We start from the raw sequence: 14,666 nt of genomic DNA, 5'->3' as shown, positions 1-14,666 counted from the left end.
AACCCGTGCCATCAATAATGCGGCGGCTTCTGCACGGGTGGAAGGCCGACGCCGCGCGCCTCGGCACTTTCCAGTCGCTCGGCGATCGTCGCGAGGCCCCGCCGCAAGGCGTCGATCGTGGTCCATTGCGCCGCAACGGTCGCATTGAGCTCGTCGATTACCCGCGCCTGATGGGCCGCATGCATTTCGAGCGCCTCCAGGCGCTGCGCGAGTCCTTGCGGATCGGTCATCTTCCGTCTTTCGGTATCGAGCGTGTCCCGGTCGCAGGAACGCTCTATCTGAAAAACATCTCTAACCCAGGAGCCGCCATGTCTCTCCCTGAAACCATGACCGTCGTCGCCATGAACGGGAAGGGCGGCCCCGAGGTCCTCGAACTCGCTCATCGCAACGTGCCGGAAGCGCACGAAGGCGAGATCCTCATCCGGGTCGCGGCGGCGGGCGTCAACCGCCCAGATATCCTGCAGCGCAAAGGCGCGTATCCGCCGCCTCCGGGGGCCTCCGACCTGTTGGGCCTGGAGGTCTCCGGCACCGTCGCGGCCCTCGGTCCTGGCACTCACCGCTACGCGGTCGGCGATCGTGTCTGTGCGCTGGTGCCGGGCGGTGGCTACGCCGAATATGTGAAGACACCGGAGCCGCAGGCCCTGCCGATCCCGACGGGCCTGACAATGCGCGAGGCCGCCGCGCTCCCCGAAACGTTCTTCACGGTGTGGACCAACGTGTTCGAACGAGGCGGGCTCAAAGCCGGTGAGACACTTTTGGTCCATGGTGGGACGTCGGGCATCGGTACGACGGCCATCATGCTGGCCAAGGCTTTCGGCGCACGTGTGATCGCAACGGCCGGATCGCCGGAGAAATGCGCCGCCATCGTGGCGCTCGGGGCAGACCGGGCGGTGAACTACCGGGACGAGGATTTCGTCGATGCCGTCAAGGCCGTGACGTCCGGGCGGGGCGCGGATGTCATCCTCGACATGGTCGGCGGCTCCTACATCGAGCGAAACTACGAGGCTGCGGCCGAATGCGGCCGGGTCGTGCAGATCGCCTTCCTGGAAGCCGCGAAGGCGGAGGTGAACTTCACCAAGCTCATGACGAAACGCCTGATCCATACGGGATCGACCCTCCGGCCACGCAGCATCGCCGAGAAGCGTGCCATCGCCAACGCATTGGAATCCAAAGTCTGGCCGATCATCGCGTCCGGTCAGATCAGGCCCGTGATGGACCGTGCCTTCACCTTGAGCGAAGCCGCCGCCGCGCACCGGTGCATGGAGGCGGGTGACCACATCGGAAAGATCGTCCTCACCGTGGCGGAAGACGCGTTCCGTTAACCTTAACACAAAGTTAACGCGAGGAGATCTCTCGCGGCGTGGTGTTTGCAACGTTGATCGCGGTTAGATGAGAGCGGTTCACTTCGGCACAGGCGGCAGGCGCCGCCGGATCCGGGCAATCGCGACGATGGAGAAGAGGTCTGTGATGCTGGGCATGGAACAAGGAAATACGATCAGCTTCGCCCACCGGCTGGCATCTTCTCCCCAGTTCAAGACGCTTTATCAGGACGGCATGTCCCTCGTGGAGGATGTTGCGGCCTATCTCGATGGTCCGGGACGTGAGCAATCCCGAACGCTGCCGCGTCCTCTCGCCCTCGCCTACGCGGCCGAAAGCATGCGGCTCACGACCCGCCTGATGCAGATCGCCTCGTGGCTGCTGGTCCAGAAGGCGGTCAACGATGGCGAGTTGGCCGATGACGAAACGGCACGAAGCCGGCAAAGCCTGACGTCCTCGCAAGGCATTGCCAGTCAGGCCGCTCTCTTCGCTCAATTGCCGGAGGATCTGCAGGAGTTCACGGCGCAATCGCTTCGGATCCACGCGCGCATCGTCCATTTCGATGCGCAGGTTCACGCATCGCGTGTCGACCGGCCCCGCCCGTCGCTCCCCGGCGTGCAGTCGCAGTTCGACCTGCTGCGGCGCGCCTTTCCGGGAGGAGGCAGCGCCTGATGGGGCGCGAGTAACAATCGGGTCGCGCCTGGCCGGACGTTGTCACCGGGCGGGCCACTCCCATCGGGGCCTGTCGGCGGCGTCGAGATCCTTGATCCGAGTCTCGCCGAAGGCCTTTTCCAGTTCGATCGTTCCGGTGTCCGCACCGTCCCGCAACAGGGAAACGAGGTGCGCGTTGTGCGACACGACGACGATCTGAGATCGTGCGGCGGCTCGGCCTATCAGGGCCGCCAGTGCCGGTAGAAGTTCGGGATGAAGGCTCGCCTCGGGCTCGTTGAAGACAAGAAGTTCGGGCGGCCGCGGGGTCAGGAGCGCCGCGACCAGCAGGAGGTAGCGCAGCGTTCCATCGGAAAGTTCGGCTGCCCCGAGGGTACGAAGAAGCCCATGCTGGCGCATCGTCAGTTGGAACCGCCCGTCGGCATGGACGACGATCACTTCCGCACCCGGGAAGGCTTCGTCCACGGCTTGGTCGAGCCCGGCGGCATCGCCGATTTCCCGGATCGTCTGCAGGGCGGCCGCCAGATTGGCGCCGTCGTGACTGAGGATGGGTGACCGCGTCCCGATCTGCATGTGCCGGGCCGGGGCTTCTGAATCCGTGCGGAAGTTGTCGTAGAAGCGCCAGCCCCGAACCCTCTCGCGCAAGACGATCATCTCGGGCGCCCCCCGCGGGTCCGCGAAAGCCGTCATCATGCTGTCGTAGGGCGGCAGCGCCGTCAACGCATGTTGCCAGGCGCCCGTGGCGTCTGTCACCCGCAGCGAGGGACCGCGCCGGTCGACCAGAAGGGTCGAGGGGCGCAGCACGGGGCCTGACCAGAGGCATTCGCGCTTGATCTCGGGATCGAGGTTGAACGCGCTTGGCGGAGTTTGGGACGGGAGTCCCAAGTCGATCGCATAGCCGAAGTCATCGGCCGCAAAACCGAGCCGCAGATGGACGGACTGGTGTCTCCGCAGCCCTTCCACCTGATACTGCCCCGATTTCACGCCCCGCCCGATCTCATGCGGCCCGGCCCATAGTGTCGACGGCAGCCCACCCTCGCGGGCGAGGCTCGCCACGAGCGAGCCTTGGCAAGTGTCGGCGAGCAATCGCAATGCCCGGTAGAGGCTCGATTTTCCGCTCCCGTTCGGCCCGGTGATCACAGCCAGAGGGGCTAGGGGGATGACGAGCTTTCGAAGGGAACGATAGCTCTCGACCGCGAGGGTGGTCAGCATGGATGTCCGATTGGCTCGATCGCCCTCTTCCCGTCGACGCCATTTCTGACCGAGGTCATCTCGCGATCAGGCGGGGCCACGACAGAAAGATCTAGAACCCGCCGTGGGAATGACTACCGCGCAGCGACACCCTCACCGGACGCCGGAACCGACTTCGGGGACTGGGTGCAATTGACCACACATTCCGATCGCGCCACGATCGGGTTGTCGTAGCGGGTTTCGACTTCGATGATGGTCTTGCCGCGCCGCCACGTGTAGGTGCAGGCCCAGGTTCGGCTCTTCGCGCAATATTCGAGTTCGGGAAAGCAGCGCGGGTCGTCCGGGTCACAGATATCCGCGCCGGGCATCATGTAGGGACGGTATCCCATTCGCAGAAACATTTCGCGCGCTTCGCCATAGGGCATCATGTTGCGGAATCGACCGTCGGCCAGAGCCCCACCATGAAAGAGCATCGTAAGAAGCAATACAGCCATCGCCGAACGCATGACGATCACCTCCAAAAAGCGGCCCTCCCGAAGCCGCGACTTGCATCGACGCCGCCCGCGCCGGCATGCGCGACGGCTCGCGCGAACGAACGCCGATGGAGATTGACCTCACAAGGTTAAGGCAAGGTTGATTTCCGAGCTTCGCCACCCCGGATCGCGCCCTATGCGGCCAGACTCGACCCTAGCGGCTGTTGGAGGAGAGCCAAGACCGTGAAATCGGACACAAGCGGGCGGTCGACCACATGGGCGGCGACGCCCTGACGACGTGCGGCGCGAACGATCTGATTTTCCTTTTCAGGATCGGGCAGCGACAGGAGCAGCGTACCCGCATGGGAAAGATCGCTGTGCCGAAACGTTCGCCGGCGCGTTTCAATGGCGAAGTGCGTCGCGAAACGCTGTGACGCCGCGTCGATGCTCTCCGCGACGAAAAGGATGTCATCGCTGAGGATTGTCGCCCACCGCAGGAGTTCGAGAGAATGCGTGGGCGACGCGACGACGAGGACGCGGTTACGCGCTGAGGGCGGACGGCCGTGTTGGGCTGTTTGGCTGAGTCGCATGGGAAAGGCTCGGGTCGGAGAAGGGCAGATCGGCAGGCCTGGTAGTCAACCTGGGTCGACAGCTCCCATGGCCATTCCCCTGTCCGATAATCCTCCGCATCCACAGAGCGGCGACCGATAGAACGGCTTCGATCTTGCCCCGCCGAGCGGCTTGAACATCACCGCCCAATTCGCCCTGCCACCGCCGAATATCGTCTCCAGCGAGTTCGCCGAGGTCGGCCCCGAATGTCCTTTTCATCGTCGGCACGCCTCCACAGCAGACGGCCCATCTTACAAAGTCTATAAGACGAGTCAACTATGCCATGGATCGGGGCTGCATTTGGAACGGTTTTGGCGACGGGAGTGATGATTCCGCATGATCAACCAACCCTTGAGCTGGACTATTGGCATCTCAGAAGCACGGGGTCGTCCCTCAAACCGATTGGCCGTCACCAACGGCTGTACGGCGCAGGGACGATGAAATATGCGCGAACGAACACCGCCCCGGCCGGCTTCAACGGCCCTGCTTGTTACCGATCGAGCGGTTGCGAATGCCGGCGGTCCCGGGCAACGCACACCCGATGGGTCTCTTGCCGCTGTCTCTCCCTTGACTTGTGCGTGAGAAATCCAAGCTGACATCGAGAGGCAGACTACACAGGGGTGATCGTCACATGGACTACACGTTTTCGATCGGCACTGATGACCCCCTTGGACTGACGGCGGAGAGTGACGCGGCTGCGATCGGCCAAACCGTCGCGTGGGTCCGTGAAAAGCACATCGACGAACTTGGCGCTCGCCCCGAAACGGTCGTCACCCTGATGGGTCCCGCCGGCCTCGTTACGCGGCCGAGCGAAAGGCTCGACGAATTCGTCGAGCGTGTGACCGGCACCAATCCGGCAGCCAACCCCGAAGTGCTCCAGCCCGGCGATCTGAATACGCCGGATTGCAATGGCGACTGACCACTCGCAGCTCCTTCAGGCCGTCGCGCTGGCAAGCCCGCCCACGGGCTGGGACGCGACGCCGTTGAGGTAGGTTTCGAGGGCCCGCACTTGTGCGGGACCCAGGCGGAGACCAAGCTTCGTCCGGCGCCAGAGGATGTCGTCGGCCGTCTCCGCCCACTCGGTTCGAACCAGATGATCGACCTCGGCCTGGGTGAGCGTCGCCCCGAAATCCCGGCCGAGCGCGTCCAACGAACGCGCATCTCCCAGGATCGTGCGCGCTGTCGTACCATAGAGCCGGGCGAGGCGATGGGCGTGGGTGAGCGTCAGGAAAGGCCAGCCCTGACGCAGGGAGTCCACGAGCGCATCGAACCCGTCGATCGGAAAGTCGCCGCCCGGCAATGCGCTTCGGCCGGTCCAGCCGACATTCCCCTTCAAGGCGGGGAGGTGCGGCTGCAGCAATTCGAGCGCGTGCTCGGCCAAGCGACGGTAGGTCGTGAGCTTGCCACCGAAGACCGAGAGGAGCGGCGCACGGCCGCTCTCGCCTTCGAGTTCCAGCACGTAGTCGCGCGTCGCGGCCTGGGCGGCGCCGTCTCCCTTGTCATAGAGCGGTCGCACGCCGGAGTAGGTCCAGACGATGTCGGTGGGCAGGACGGGCTTGGCAAAATATTCCGTGGCTGAACGGCAGATGTAACCGATCTCCTCATCGGAGGCTTTGACGGCGGCAGGGTCGCCTTCGTAGTCGCGGTCGGTAGTGCCGATCAGCGTGAAATCCTGTTCGTAAGGAATTGCGAAGAAGATGCGGCCATCGGCATTTTGAAAGATATAGCAGCGATCGTGCTCATAGATTTTCGGCACCACGATGTGGGAGCCCTGCACGAGACGGACTTTGGCCTCGGCATTGATCCGGAGGGCCGTGTTCAACACCGCGCCCGCCCAGGGGCCAGCTGCGTTCACGACCGCTTTGGCACGGATCACCTGCGTTGTGCCGGTCGTCTTGTCCTGCAGGGTCAGCGCCCATTCGGCCGCGCCACGCTCAGCGCTCACCGCCTTGGTGCGCGTCATCACGGTCGCACCGCGATCGGCGGCGTCCCGCGCGTTCAGGGCGACCATCCGGGCATCGTCCACCCAGCAATCCGAATACTCGAACCCCTTGGTGAACTCGCCCGGCTTGAGCGGCTGGCCGGCCTCGTCACGGGTGAGATCGAGCGTGCGGGTGGCCGGCAGGCGCTTGCGACCGCCGAGGTGGTCGTAGAGGAACAGGCCGAGCCGCAGCATCCAGGCCGGCCGCAGACCCTTGTGGTAGGGCAGCACGAACCGAAGCGGCCAAATGATGTGGGGCGCGATTCCCCAGAGGACCTCGCGCTCCATCAGGGCTTCCCGGACCAGCCGAAACTCGTAATGTTCGAGATAGCGGAGGCCGCCGTGAATGAGTTTCGTGGCGGCCGAGGATGTGCCGCTGGCCAGATCGTTCTGCTCGCACAGAAAAACCTTGAGGCCCCGGCCGGTCGCGTCTCGGGCGATACCGCAGCCGTTGACGCCGCCGCCGATGATGGCGAGATCGTAGAGTGTCTCCAAGGCCGCCCCTCCCCATCGTCTTTGCTGTTTTTTCGAACATAAAACGAAAATAGAGCACGAACAAGCGAACATCGAACCTGCTTTGACGCAGGCCTGCCTGGACTTTGGCTTGCACTTGCTCAGCGAACATCCGAGACTTGCGGGAAAAAATGGCGGAGTCGCACGCGACTGGCCGTTCAATCGCGCGCTTGAGGCGCAGCGAACCGGAGGAAGCGCGAATGGCGACGCGGATGAACATTGCGGTGCGCGGCCTGTTTGCGACTCCGGTCGCGGCTCTCGAAGTGCCGAACGCGGCAGCCCTCAACGAGGCCCTGTCGGCCGCCATCCTCGCACGACGCGAGGCTTACCCTTCGGTCCAGGCCTCGAATGCGGGTGGCTGGCACTCCGACCGCGAGATCCTCGATTGGGGAGCGCCGTGGAGTGGACAGATCATCGACCTGGCAAAAGGCATCGCCGGGCAGATGACGACAGACCGGCAGGGCGCACTCGCGCATCCCTCCTGGAAGATCCAGGCTTGGGCGAATGTGAACACGGCCGGTCATGCCAATGTGTGTCACTACCACGCGGGCTCGTTCTGGTCCGGAACCTACTATGTGGACGATGGCGGTTGCGCCTCGGACCACAGCCTCGGCGGTGAATTCGAGATGCTCGATCCGCGTGGACCGGGGCCTGGCATGTATGCGCCGCATCTGAAATTCGCCGGCGAGGATGGAGCCTCGGTGGGTGGCGCCGAGATCATCCGGCCGAAGCCAGGCCTGATGGTGCTGTTTCCATCCTGGCTCATGCATCAGGTGCGGCCCTATCGCGGAACCCGTGCCCGCATCTCCATCGCGTTCAACCTGAGCCTCTAGGATGACGCCGCTGCCAACCAAAATCGCCTCACGGCGCCAGATCGAGATCGTCGACTGGTTGCGCGAGAAGGGCCGTGTCGCTGTCGAGGATCTCGCGACGCATTTCGGCGTCACACCGCAGACGATCCGCCGTGATCTTAACGATTTGAGCGACGCCCAGATGGTCGTCCGGGTGCACGGCGGCGCAATGGTGTCGTCGGGGGTCGTCAACCTCGCCTACGAGGCTCGCAAGCTGATCGCCGGGCCGCACAAAAAGCTGATCGGCGAGGCCGCGGCGCGGCTCGTGCCCGATCATTCCTCCGTGTTCATCAACATTGGGACCACGACCGAAGAGGTCGCGCGGGCCCTGACGGGCCACACAGGCCTTTTGGTGATCACCAACAACCTGAATGTCGCGGCAGAACTCTACCGGCACAGCGCCATCGAAGTGTTCCTCACAGGCGGCACGGTGCGGCAGGCCGATGGCGGCATCGTCGGCTCGCATGCCATCAATATGATCGCCCAATTCCGGGTCGACCTTGCGATCATCGGGACCTCGGCGCTCGATGCCGACGGGACGCTGCTCGACTTCGACATTCGCGAGGTGCAGGCTGCGCGGGCCATTATCGAGCACGCGCGCAAAGTCGTGCTCGTGTCCGACAGCAGCAAATTCGCTCGCTCGGCCCCGGTGCGGGTCGCCCATCTCAGCGAGATCGATATTTTCGTCACCGACCGCCTGCCGTCGCCGGCCATCGCCGATCTTTGTCGGGTCAACGGCGTCGAGGTCATCGAGGCGGGGGGCCCGCTCGAAAACGAGGACGAGTCCACTTAAGCTTTCGTTCTTATGCTCGTTTTATTCGCTTGCCGAGCTCGCGATTTTCGACATAGGCTACGCGCAAGCAATCCAAGACGCATTCAAGCGTCGAGATACGGGAGGAAGGCACGATGCGCATGTTGCGCGTTCGAGCGATCGGAGCTCCGGCGCAGTCCTTCGAAGGAAGGTCGGTTCGTTGAGTTTCGTCCTCGATCAGATATCCTACAGGGTCGGCGAAGAGACCTTCATCGACAATGTCTCGCTGCGGCTCGAGCCTGGCAGCATGAACGTGTTGCTCGGCCCGACCTTGTCGGGCAAGACGACGCTCATGCGCCTCATGGCCGGGCTCGACCGACCGACGGCCGGCAAGATCATTGATAACGGTGTCGACATCACCGGCGTGCCCGTCCGCAAGCGATCGGTCGCCATGGTGTACCAGCAATTCGTCAATTACCCGACGCTCAGCGTCTACGAGAACATCGCTTCTCCGCTCCGCGTCGCCGGTCTCCCAAAGGCCGAGATCGAGGCCAGGGTGGGCCGCGCCGCGGCGCTCTTGAGGCTCGAGCCCATGCTGAAGCGCACGCCAGCGCAACTCTCGGGCGGCCAGCAGCAGCGTACCGCGATTGCACGAGCTTTGGTGAAGCAGGCCAAACTGGTGCTGCTCGACGAACCCCTTGCCAACCTGGACTATAAGCTGCGGGAAGAATTGCGCGAGGAGCTGCCACGCATCTTCGCCGAAACCGGCGCCATCCTGGTCTACGCCACGACCGAGCCGACCGAGGCGCTGCTCTTGCGTGGTCAGACCGCCACATTGTGGCAGGGTCGCGTCACCCAGGTCGGGCCGTCCGCGACCGCCTATCGCGAACCGGACAACATCGATGCCGCACGCGTGTTCTCCGATCCGCCATTGAACGAAGTTTCGGTGACCAAGGCGGGAGCGATGGCCACACTCGAAAGCGGCCGCAAAGTGCCGGCCGAAGGTGTTCTGTCCGGCATGCCGGATGGCGTCTATCGGCTCGGCTTCCGGGCCGATGCGGTGACGATCGGCCACCCGCAACCCGGCATGCTGAGCTTCCCCGGCACTGTTTCGGTCACCGAGATCAGCGGCTCGGAAAGCTTCGTGCATGTCGACACGGGCCTCGGCACCTGGGTGTGCCTGGTGGAGGGCGTGCATCAATGGGAGCCGGGCGACCGGACTGAAGCGCAGTTCGATCCCGGCCGCGCCTTTGTTTTTGGATCGCAAGGCCAGCGCGTGACGGCGCCCGGTCTCGCGGCGACAGCCTGAGGAGGGCGACCGATGGCACAGATCACCCTCGACGGCGTCGGTCACGCCTATGGCGGCGGCAAGCCCGCGACGGATGCCGGCTATGCCCTGAAGCCCTTGCACCACGTGTGGGAAGCCGGCAAAGCCTATGCGTTGCTCGGCCCGTCCGGCTGCGGCAAGACCACGCTTTTGAACATCATTTCGGGGCTGGTGATTCCCTCCGAAGGACGGCTCCTGTTCGACGACCGCGATGTGACCCGTCTGCCGACGGAACAGCGCAACATCGCCCAGGTGTTCCAGTTCCCCGTCATCTACGACACGATGACGGTGGCGGAAAACCTCGCCTTTCCGCTCAAGAATCGCGGCATGCCCAAGGACAGGATCGCGGCACGGGTCAATGAGATCGCCACGATGCTCGATCTCAACCACGACCTCAATCGCCGCGCGCGCGGCCTTACGGCCGATGCCAAGCAGAAAATTTCGCTCGGGCGGGGGCTCGTGCGCTCCGACGTGTCCGCCGTCTTGTTCGACGAGCCGCTGACCGTCATCGACCCGGCGCTCAAGTGGGAACTGCGCTCGAAGCTCAAGGCCGTGCATCGCGCGCTCGACCTCCTGATGATCTACGTCACCCACGATCAGGTCGAGGCGCTGACATTCGCCGACAAGGTCGTGGTGATGAATGACGGCCGGGCCGTGCAGATCGGCACACCAGCCGAATTGTTCGAAAAGCCGGAGCACACGTTCGTGGGCTATTTCATCGGCTCGCCCGGCATGAACCTGCTGCAGGGCAAGATCCAAGGCACACGAGTCATCCTCGACGGCCAGGAGATCGCTCTCGGGGCTGCCTATCCGGGGCTCGCCGCCGGTAGCCCCGTGAAGCTCGGCATCCGTCCCGATTATGCTAGGCTCAGCACCTCGGCCGGTCTTCCCGTCCAGGTCCGCCGCATCGACGATCTCGGCCGCAAGCGCCTCGCCCATGTCAGCCTCGGCGGCCAGCCGCTCGTCGCGACCGTACCCCACGGAATGAGTCTGGAGGGCACGCAGGCGTGCGTCCAGTTCGATCCCGCCCGCACGCACATCTATGTCGACGATCACCGCGTCGAGGGACAAAGCCTGTCCGAAGGGAGGGCCGCATGACCGACAATCGCGTCTGGGACAACCGCGCCTGGTTCTTCGTCCTGCCGGTCATGGTGTTCGTCCTGTTCTCCTCGCTGCTGCCGATGATGACGGTCGTGAACTATTCGGTTCAGGACACGATGGGGCAGAACAACTTCTTCTGGAACGGCGCCGGATGGTTCGCGAACCTGCTGGATTCGTCCACCGAGGCCGGACAACGGTTTCAGGGCGCCCTCCTGCGCAATCTGATCTTCTCCTTCGTGATCCTGGCGATCGAAGTCCCGCTCGGCATCGCGGTGTCACTTTGCATCCCGAAGCGCGGCTGGCAGGTCGGCGCGGTGCTCGTGGTGATCGCCCTTCCGCTACTCATTCCCTACAATGTGGTGGGCGTGATCTGGCAATTGTTCACCCGCACCGACGTGGGCCTTCTCGGCGCCTCGCTCAACGCGCTGCACATTCCATTCGACACCCGGCAGGACGCCACTTCGGCCTGGTTCACGATCGTGATCATGGACGTGTGGCACTGGAGCTCAATGGTCGCGCTGCTGTGCTACGCCGGGTTGAAGGCCATTCCTGACGCTTATTATCAGGCGGCCCGTATCGATGGCGCGAGCCGCTGGGCCGTTTTCGCCAATATCGAGTTCCCCAAGCTGCGCAAGGTGTTGGTGATCGGCATGCTGCTGCGCTTCATGGGTAGCTTCATGATCTACACCGAACCCTTCGTGGTTACCGGCGGTGGCCCTGGCGAATCGACGAGTTTCCTGTCGATCGATCTCGTGAAGACCGCCCTCGGACAGGTCGATCTCGGCAACGGCGCCGCCATGTCGCTCGTCTATAACCTCATCACGCTGACGGTCTGCTGGATCTTCTTCACCTATACGACCCACGCCGACCAGCGAAAGGACGCCTGATGCAAAGTTCAGCCGCCAATCGCGTCGGCATGGCGCTCTACATCCTGTTCCTGATGGTGCCGATCTACTGGCTGATCAATCTCAGCTTCAAGACCAACCCCGACATCCTGGCGAGCCTATCGTTCTGGCCGCAGCATCCGACGCTTGAGAACTACCAGAAGATCTTCATCGATCCCGATTGGCATGCGAGCTTTCTCAACTCCATCTCCTATGTGCTGATCAACACGGTCATCTCGGTCGCCGTGGCGCTGCCGGCCGCCTATGCGTTCAGCCGCTATCGCTTCGTTGGCGACAAGCCGCTGTTCTTCTGGCTCCTGTCGAACCTGATGGCGCCGCCGGCCGTCTATGCCATGCCGTTCTTCAACCTCTATTCGGCAGTCGGCCTGTTCGATTCGATCTGGGCCGTGGCCCTCGCCCACTGCCTCTTCAATGTCCCGCTCGCCGTGTGGATTCTCGAAGGCTTCATCTCGGGCGTGCCGCGCGAGATCGACGAAACCGCGATGATCGACGGCTATTCCTTTCCGCGTTTCTTCATCAAGATCTTCCTGCCGTTGATCGCCAACGGCATCGGGGTTGCGGCGTTCTTCTGCTTCATGTTCTCCTGGGTCGAGCAGTTGCTCGCCACGACGCTGACGACGGTCGACGCCAAACCCATCGCCGGCATGATGTCGAGGGCCTATTCGGCCGCCGGTCTCGACTGGGGGCTTCTCTCGGCGGCCGGCGTGCTGACCATGATCCCGGGCGCCATCGTCATCTGGTTCGTGCGCAACCACATCGCCAAGGGCTTTGCCCTCGGCCGGGTTTGAGGAGGGCTGGCATGGACTACCTTTCCGAACACCTCGGCTGGATGGCCTGGACCTGGCAGACGATGGTTTTCTTCGGCAGCATCGCGGCCTGCTTGGCCATTCTGACGACGCTGGCCGTTGTGCGGCCGGAGACGCCGCGTGTCGGCATCCTCGGGTTCGCCACGACTCGTGGCGACCGCTTCTTCGTGTCGCTCATTCTCGCGGCCTTCATTTTTCTGTTCTTCATCAAGATCGGCGGAGACAACCCTCTCTACCCCGCGGTCGTAGCGCTGCTGATGGCGGCGGCGATGTTCCGCTTCGCCTGAAGAACCAAAAGCAAGAACCGGGGCAATAATGCAGCCGGCCTATCTAGGAGGAACGCAATGGTTGATCGTCGATCAGTGTTGAAGGGCGCCGCCGCTGTGGGCGTCGCCGGTGCGGCAGGGGTCATCAAAAGCACCCCGAGCTTCGCGCAGAAAATGGATGCCGCGAAAAAGTGGGTGGACAACGAATTTCAGCCGTCAACCCTGTCGAAAGACCAGCAGATGGCGGAGATGGAATGGTTTATCAACGCCGCCAAGCCCTACGCGGGCATGAAGCTGAGCTGCGTTTCGGAATCCCTCAAGGTTCATGACTACGAGTCGAAGACCCTGACCAAGGCCTTTGCCGAAATCACCGGCATCGAGGTCAAGCACGACATCATGGACGAGGGAACGCTCGTCGATAAGATCGAAGTCGAAATGCAGTCGGGTCGCCCGATCTACGACTTCTGGATGAACGATTCCGATTTCATCGGCACCCATCCGCGCTACAACGACATTGTCGACGGTTCGCTGACCGACTTCATGGCGAAGAGCGGCAAGGATGTCACGAGCCCGACACTCGACCTCGAAGACTTCATGGGTCTGAGCTTCGGCACCTTCACGGACGGCAAGCTCTACCAGCTGCCCGACCAGCAATTCGCGAACCTCTATTGGTTCCGCTACGACTGGTTCCAGAAGCCGGAGCTGAAGGCCGCCTTCAAGAAGAAGTACGGCTACGAACTCGGCGTGCCGGTGAACTGGTCGGCCTACGAAGACATCGCCGACTTCTTCACCAACGAGGTGAAGGAGATCGATGGCCAGAAGGTCTATGGCCATATGGATTACGGCAAGAAGGACCCGTCGCTTGGCTGGCGTTTCACCGATGCCTGGCTTTCCATGGCCGGCGCTGGCGACCGCGGTCTGCCGAATGGCAAGCCCGTCGACGAATGGGGCATCCGTCTCGAAAACGGCCTGCCGGTCGGCTCCTCGATCACTCGCGGCGGCGACGCCAACGGCCCTGCCGCCGTCTACGCTCTGACCAAATATATCGAGTGGCTGAAGAAATACGCGCCCCCGGAAGCAGCCGGCATGGACTTCCTCGAATCCGGCCCTGTGGTCGGCCAGGGCCATATCGCGCAGCAGATCTTCTGGTACTCGGCCTTCACCGACTCGGCACGTCAGCCCGGCCCGGTGATGAACGAGGACGGCACGCCGAAGTGGCGCATGGCACCCTCGCCGCATGGCGCCTACTGGAAAGAGGGCATGAAGCTCGGCTACCAGGACGTCGGTTGCTGGACCATGCTGAAATATGCGCCGATCGAGCATGTGAAGGCTGGCTGGCTCTATGCCCAGTTTACCACCTCGAAAAGCGTGACGCTGAAGAAGGCGCTGACGACGCTTCATCTGATCCGCGAAAGCGACGTCTGGCACCCGGCCATGACCGAACTGGCGCCAAAGGTCGGTGGTCTCGTCGAGTTCTATCGCAGCCCGGCCCGCAAGCAGTGGACGCCCACCGGCGTGAACGTGCCCGACTACGGCAAGATGGCCCAGGTGTGGTGGCAGAACATCGCCAATGCGATTTCGGGCCAAGTAACGCCGCAGCAGGCGATGGATGGTCTCGCCCGCGACCAGGACGCGATCATGGCCCGCATCGAGAAGTCCGGTGTGCAAGGCAAGCTCGGACCGAAGATGAACAAGGAGCAGACCGCCGAATATTGGTTTGCCCAGGCTGAGAAGGACGGCAACCTCGCGCCCCAGCGCAAGATGGCCAACGAGAAGCCACAAGGCGAAACGGTCGACTACGACACGCTCGTCAAGAGCTGGCCGTCGACCCCACCCAAGAAGGCCTGACGACCGACACTCCCTTCTCCCGCCTGAGCGGGAGAAGGGATCATTACCCGCGAGCCCC

The 14,666-nt window shown here is 63.3% G+C and carries 16 protein-coding genes; 11 read left to right on the top strand and 5 right to left on the bottom strand.

The genetic code is table 11. The features are described 5' to 3' along the window. Positions 1–11: 11 nt before the first annotated feature. On the bottom strand, positions 12–230 hold the full coding sequence (locus M8523_RS07715) for a SlyX family protein (protein ID WP_282584271.1): 219 nt from the start codon (positions 228–230) through the stop codon (positions 12–14). Positions 231–308: 78 nt separating this feature from the next. Here M8523_RS07715 and M8523_RS07710 point away from each other — a divergent pair, with 78 nt between their 5' ends. Both M8523_RS07710 and rcdA read left to right on the top strand, forming a co-directional pair. Next, the gene (locus M8523_RS07710; RefSeq protein WP_282584270.1) at positions 309–1,322 is read left to right on the top strand and encodes an NAD(P)H-quinone oxidoreductase; all 1,014 of its coding nucleotides are present in this window, start codon (positions 309–311) and stop codon (positions 1,320–1,322) included. Positions 1,323–1,467: 145 nt separating this feature from the next. Further along, entirely contained in the window at positions 1,468–1,989 is a 522-nt protein-coding gene (gene rcdA / locus M8523_RS07705; protein ID WP_282584269.1) for a protease adaptor protein RcdA, read from the top strand. Positions 1,990–2,031: 42 nt separating this feature from the next. On the opposite strand, the gene M8523_RS07700 is transcribed toward rcdA, so the two are convergent. The 3 genes from M8523_RS07700 to M8523_RS07690 form a co-directional block, all read right to left on the bottom strand. Next, positions 2,032–3,198 carry an AAA family ATPase gene (locus M8523_RS07700; protein WP_282584268.1) on the bottom strand — a complete coding sequence of 389 codons (1,167 nt, stop codon included), beginning with the start codon at positions 3,196–3,198 and terminating at the stop codon, positions 2,032–2,034. 113 nt (positions 3,199–3,311) lie between these two features. After that, on the bottom strand, positions 3,312–3,671 hold the full coding sequence (locus M8523_RS07695; protein WP_282584267.1) for a hypothetical protein: 360 nt from the start codon (positions 3,669–3,671) through the stop codon (positions 3,312–3,314). Between the two features lie 173 nt (positions 3,672–3,844). Next, complete coding sequence (locus M8523_RS07690; protein ID WP_282584266.1) at positions 3,845–4,240, bottom strand: NAD(P)-dependent oxidoreductase; 396 nt, start codon at positions 4,238–4,240, stop codon at positions 3,845–3,847. Positions 4,241–4,890: 650 nt separating this feature from the next. Between M8523_RS07690 and M8523_RS07685 the strand changes: the two genes are divergently transcribed. Further along, a complete protein-coding gene (locus tag M8523_RS07685) occupies positions 4,891–5,178 on the top strand; it encodes a hypothetical protein (protein ID WP_282584265.1) in 288 nt (95 codons plus the stop codon). Positions 5,179–5,193: 15 nt separating this feature from the next. Here the strand turns inward: M8523_RS07685 and glpD are convergent, their stop codons facing one another. After that, on the bottom strand, positions 5,194–6,735 hold the full coding sequence (gene glpD / locus M8523_RS07680; RefSeq protein WP_282584264.1) for a glycerol-3-phosphate dehydrogenase: 1,542 nt from the start codon (positions 6,733–6,735) through the stop codon (positions 5,194–5,196). Positions 6,736–6,953: 218 nt separating this feature from the next. Here glpD and M8523_RS07675 point away from each other — a divergent pair, with 218 nt between their 5' ends. The 8 genes from M8523_RS07675 (at position 6,954) to M8523_RS07640 (ending at position 14,608) form a co-directional block, all read left to right on the top strand. Beyond that, a complete protein-coding gene (locus M8523_RS07675; RefSeq protein ID WP_282584263.1) occupies positions 6,954–7,586 on the top strand; it encodes a TIGR02466 family protein in 633 nt (210 codons plus the stop codon). A 1-nt stretch (position 7,587) separates the two neighbouring features. Beyond that, positions 7,588–8,397: a DeoR/GlpR family DNA-binding transcription regulator gene (locus M8523_RS07670; protein ID WP_282584262.1), complete on the top strand. Its 810-nt coding sequence runs from the start codon at positions 7,588–7,590 to the stop codon at positions 8,395–8,397. 178 nt (positions 8,398–8,575) lie between these two features. After that, positions 8,576–9,664 (top strand): ABC transporter ATP-binding protein, encoded by a 1,089-nt coding sequence (locus tag M8523_RS07665; RefSeq protein ID WP_282584261.1) that lies wholly within the window; start codon positions 8,576–8,578, stop codon positions 9,662–9,664. A gap of 12 nt (positions 9,665–9,676) precedes the next feature. Beyond that, complete coding sequence (locus tag M8523_RS07660) at positions 9,677–10,780, top strand: ABC transporter ATP-binding protein (RefSeq protein ID WP_282584260.1); 1,104 nt, start codon at positions 9,677–9,679, stop codon at positions 10,778–10,780. Further along, a complete protein-coding gene (locus M8523_RS07655) occupies positions 10,777–11,670 on the top strand; it encodes a carbohydrate ABC transporter permease (RefSeq protein ID WP_282584259.1) in 894 nt (297 codons plus the stop codon). The genes M8523_RS07660 and M8523_RS07655 overlap by 4 nt, the downstream gene beginning before the upstream one ends. After that, complete coding sequence (locus tag M8523_RS07650) at positions 11,670–12,476, top strand: carbohydrate ABC transporter permease (RefSeq protein ID WP_282584258.1); 807 nt, start codon at positions 11,670–11,672, stop codon at positions 12,474–12,476. The genes M8523_RS07655 and M8523_RS07650 overlap by 1 nt, the downstream gene beginning before the upstream one ends. Before the next feature lie 11 nt (positions 12,477–12,487). Next, positions 12,488–12,781, top strand: a complete 294-nt coding sequence (locus M8523_RS07645; RefSeq protein ID WP_282584257.1) for a DUF2160 domain-containing protein — start codon at positions 12,488–12,490, stop codon at positions 12,779–12,781. 57 nt (positions 12,782–12,838) lie between these two features. Then, entirely contained in the window at positions 12,839–14,608 is a 1,770-nt protein-coding gene (locus M8523_RS07640) for an ABC transporter substrate-binding protein (protein WP_282584256.1), read from the top strand. Positions 14,609–14,666 lie beyond the last annotated feature (58 nt).

This window comes from Lichenifustis flavocetrariae, from assembly GCF_026130545.1.
Taxonomy (GTDB): Bacteria; Pseudomonadota; Alphaproteobacteria; order Rhizobiales; family Beijerinckiaceae; genus Lichenihabitans; species Lichenihabitans flavocetrariae.
This window is presented reverse-complemented; position numbering and strand designations above follow the sequence as displayed.

Coding starts and splice junctions, on each gene's coding strand:
- M8523_RS07685 (WP_282584265.1), top strand. CDS start 4,891: ATGGACTACACGTTTTCGATCGGCACTGATGACCCCCTTGGACTGACG.
- M8523_RS07710 (WP_282584270.1), top strand. CDS start 309: ATGTCTCTCCCTGAAACCATGACCGTCGTCGCCATGAACGGGAAGGGC.
- M8523_RS07715 (WP_282584271.1), bottom strand. CDS start 230: ATGACCGATCCGCAAGGACTCGCGCAGCGCCTGGAGGCGCTCGAAATG.
- rcdA (WP_282584269.1), top strand. CDS start 1,468: ATGCTGGGCATGGAACAAGGAAATACGATCAGCTTCGCCCACCGGCTG.
- M8523_RS07690 (WP_282584266.1), bottom strand. CDS start 4,240: ATGCGACTCAGCCAAACAGCCCAACACGGCCGTCCGCCCTCAGCGCGT.
- M8523_RS07660 (WP_282584260.1), top strand. CDS start 9,677: ATGGCACAGATCACCCTCGACGGCGTCGGTCACGCCTATGGCGGCGGC.
- M8523_RS07695 (WP_282584267.1), bottom strand. CDS start 3,671: ATGGCTGTATTGCTTCTTACGATGCTCTTTCATGGTGGGGCTCTGGCC.
- M8523_RS07655 (WP_282584259.1), top strand. CDS start 10,777: ATGACCGACAATCGCGTCTGGGACAACCGCGCCTGGTTCTTCGTCCTG.
- M8523_RS07700 (WP_282584268.1), bottom strand. CDS start 3,198: ATGCTGACCACCCTCGCGGTCGAGAGCTATCGTTCCCTTCGAAAGCTC.
- M8523_RS07650 (WP_282584258.1), top strand. CDS start 11,670: ATGCAAAGTTCAGCCGCCAATCGCGTCGGCATGGCGCTCTACATCCTG.
- M8523_RS07645 (WP_282584257.1), top strand. CDS start 12,488: ATGGACTACCTTTCCGAACACCTCGGCTGGATGGCCTGGACCTGGCAG.
- M8523_RS07640 (WP_282584256.1), top strand. CDS start 12,839: ATGGTTGATCGTCGATCAGTGTTGAAGGGCGCCGCCGCTGTGGGCGTC.
- M8523_RS07670 (WP_282584262.1), top strand. CDS start 7,588: ATGACGCCGCTGCCAACCAAAATCGCCTCACGGCGCCAGATCGAGATC.
- M8523_RS07675 (WP_282584263.1), top strand. CDS start 6,954: ATGGCGACGCGGATGAACATTGCGGTGCGCGGCCTGTTTGCGACTCCG.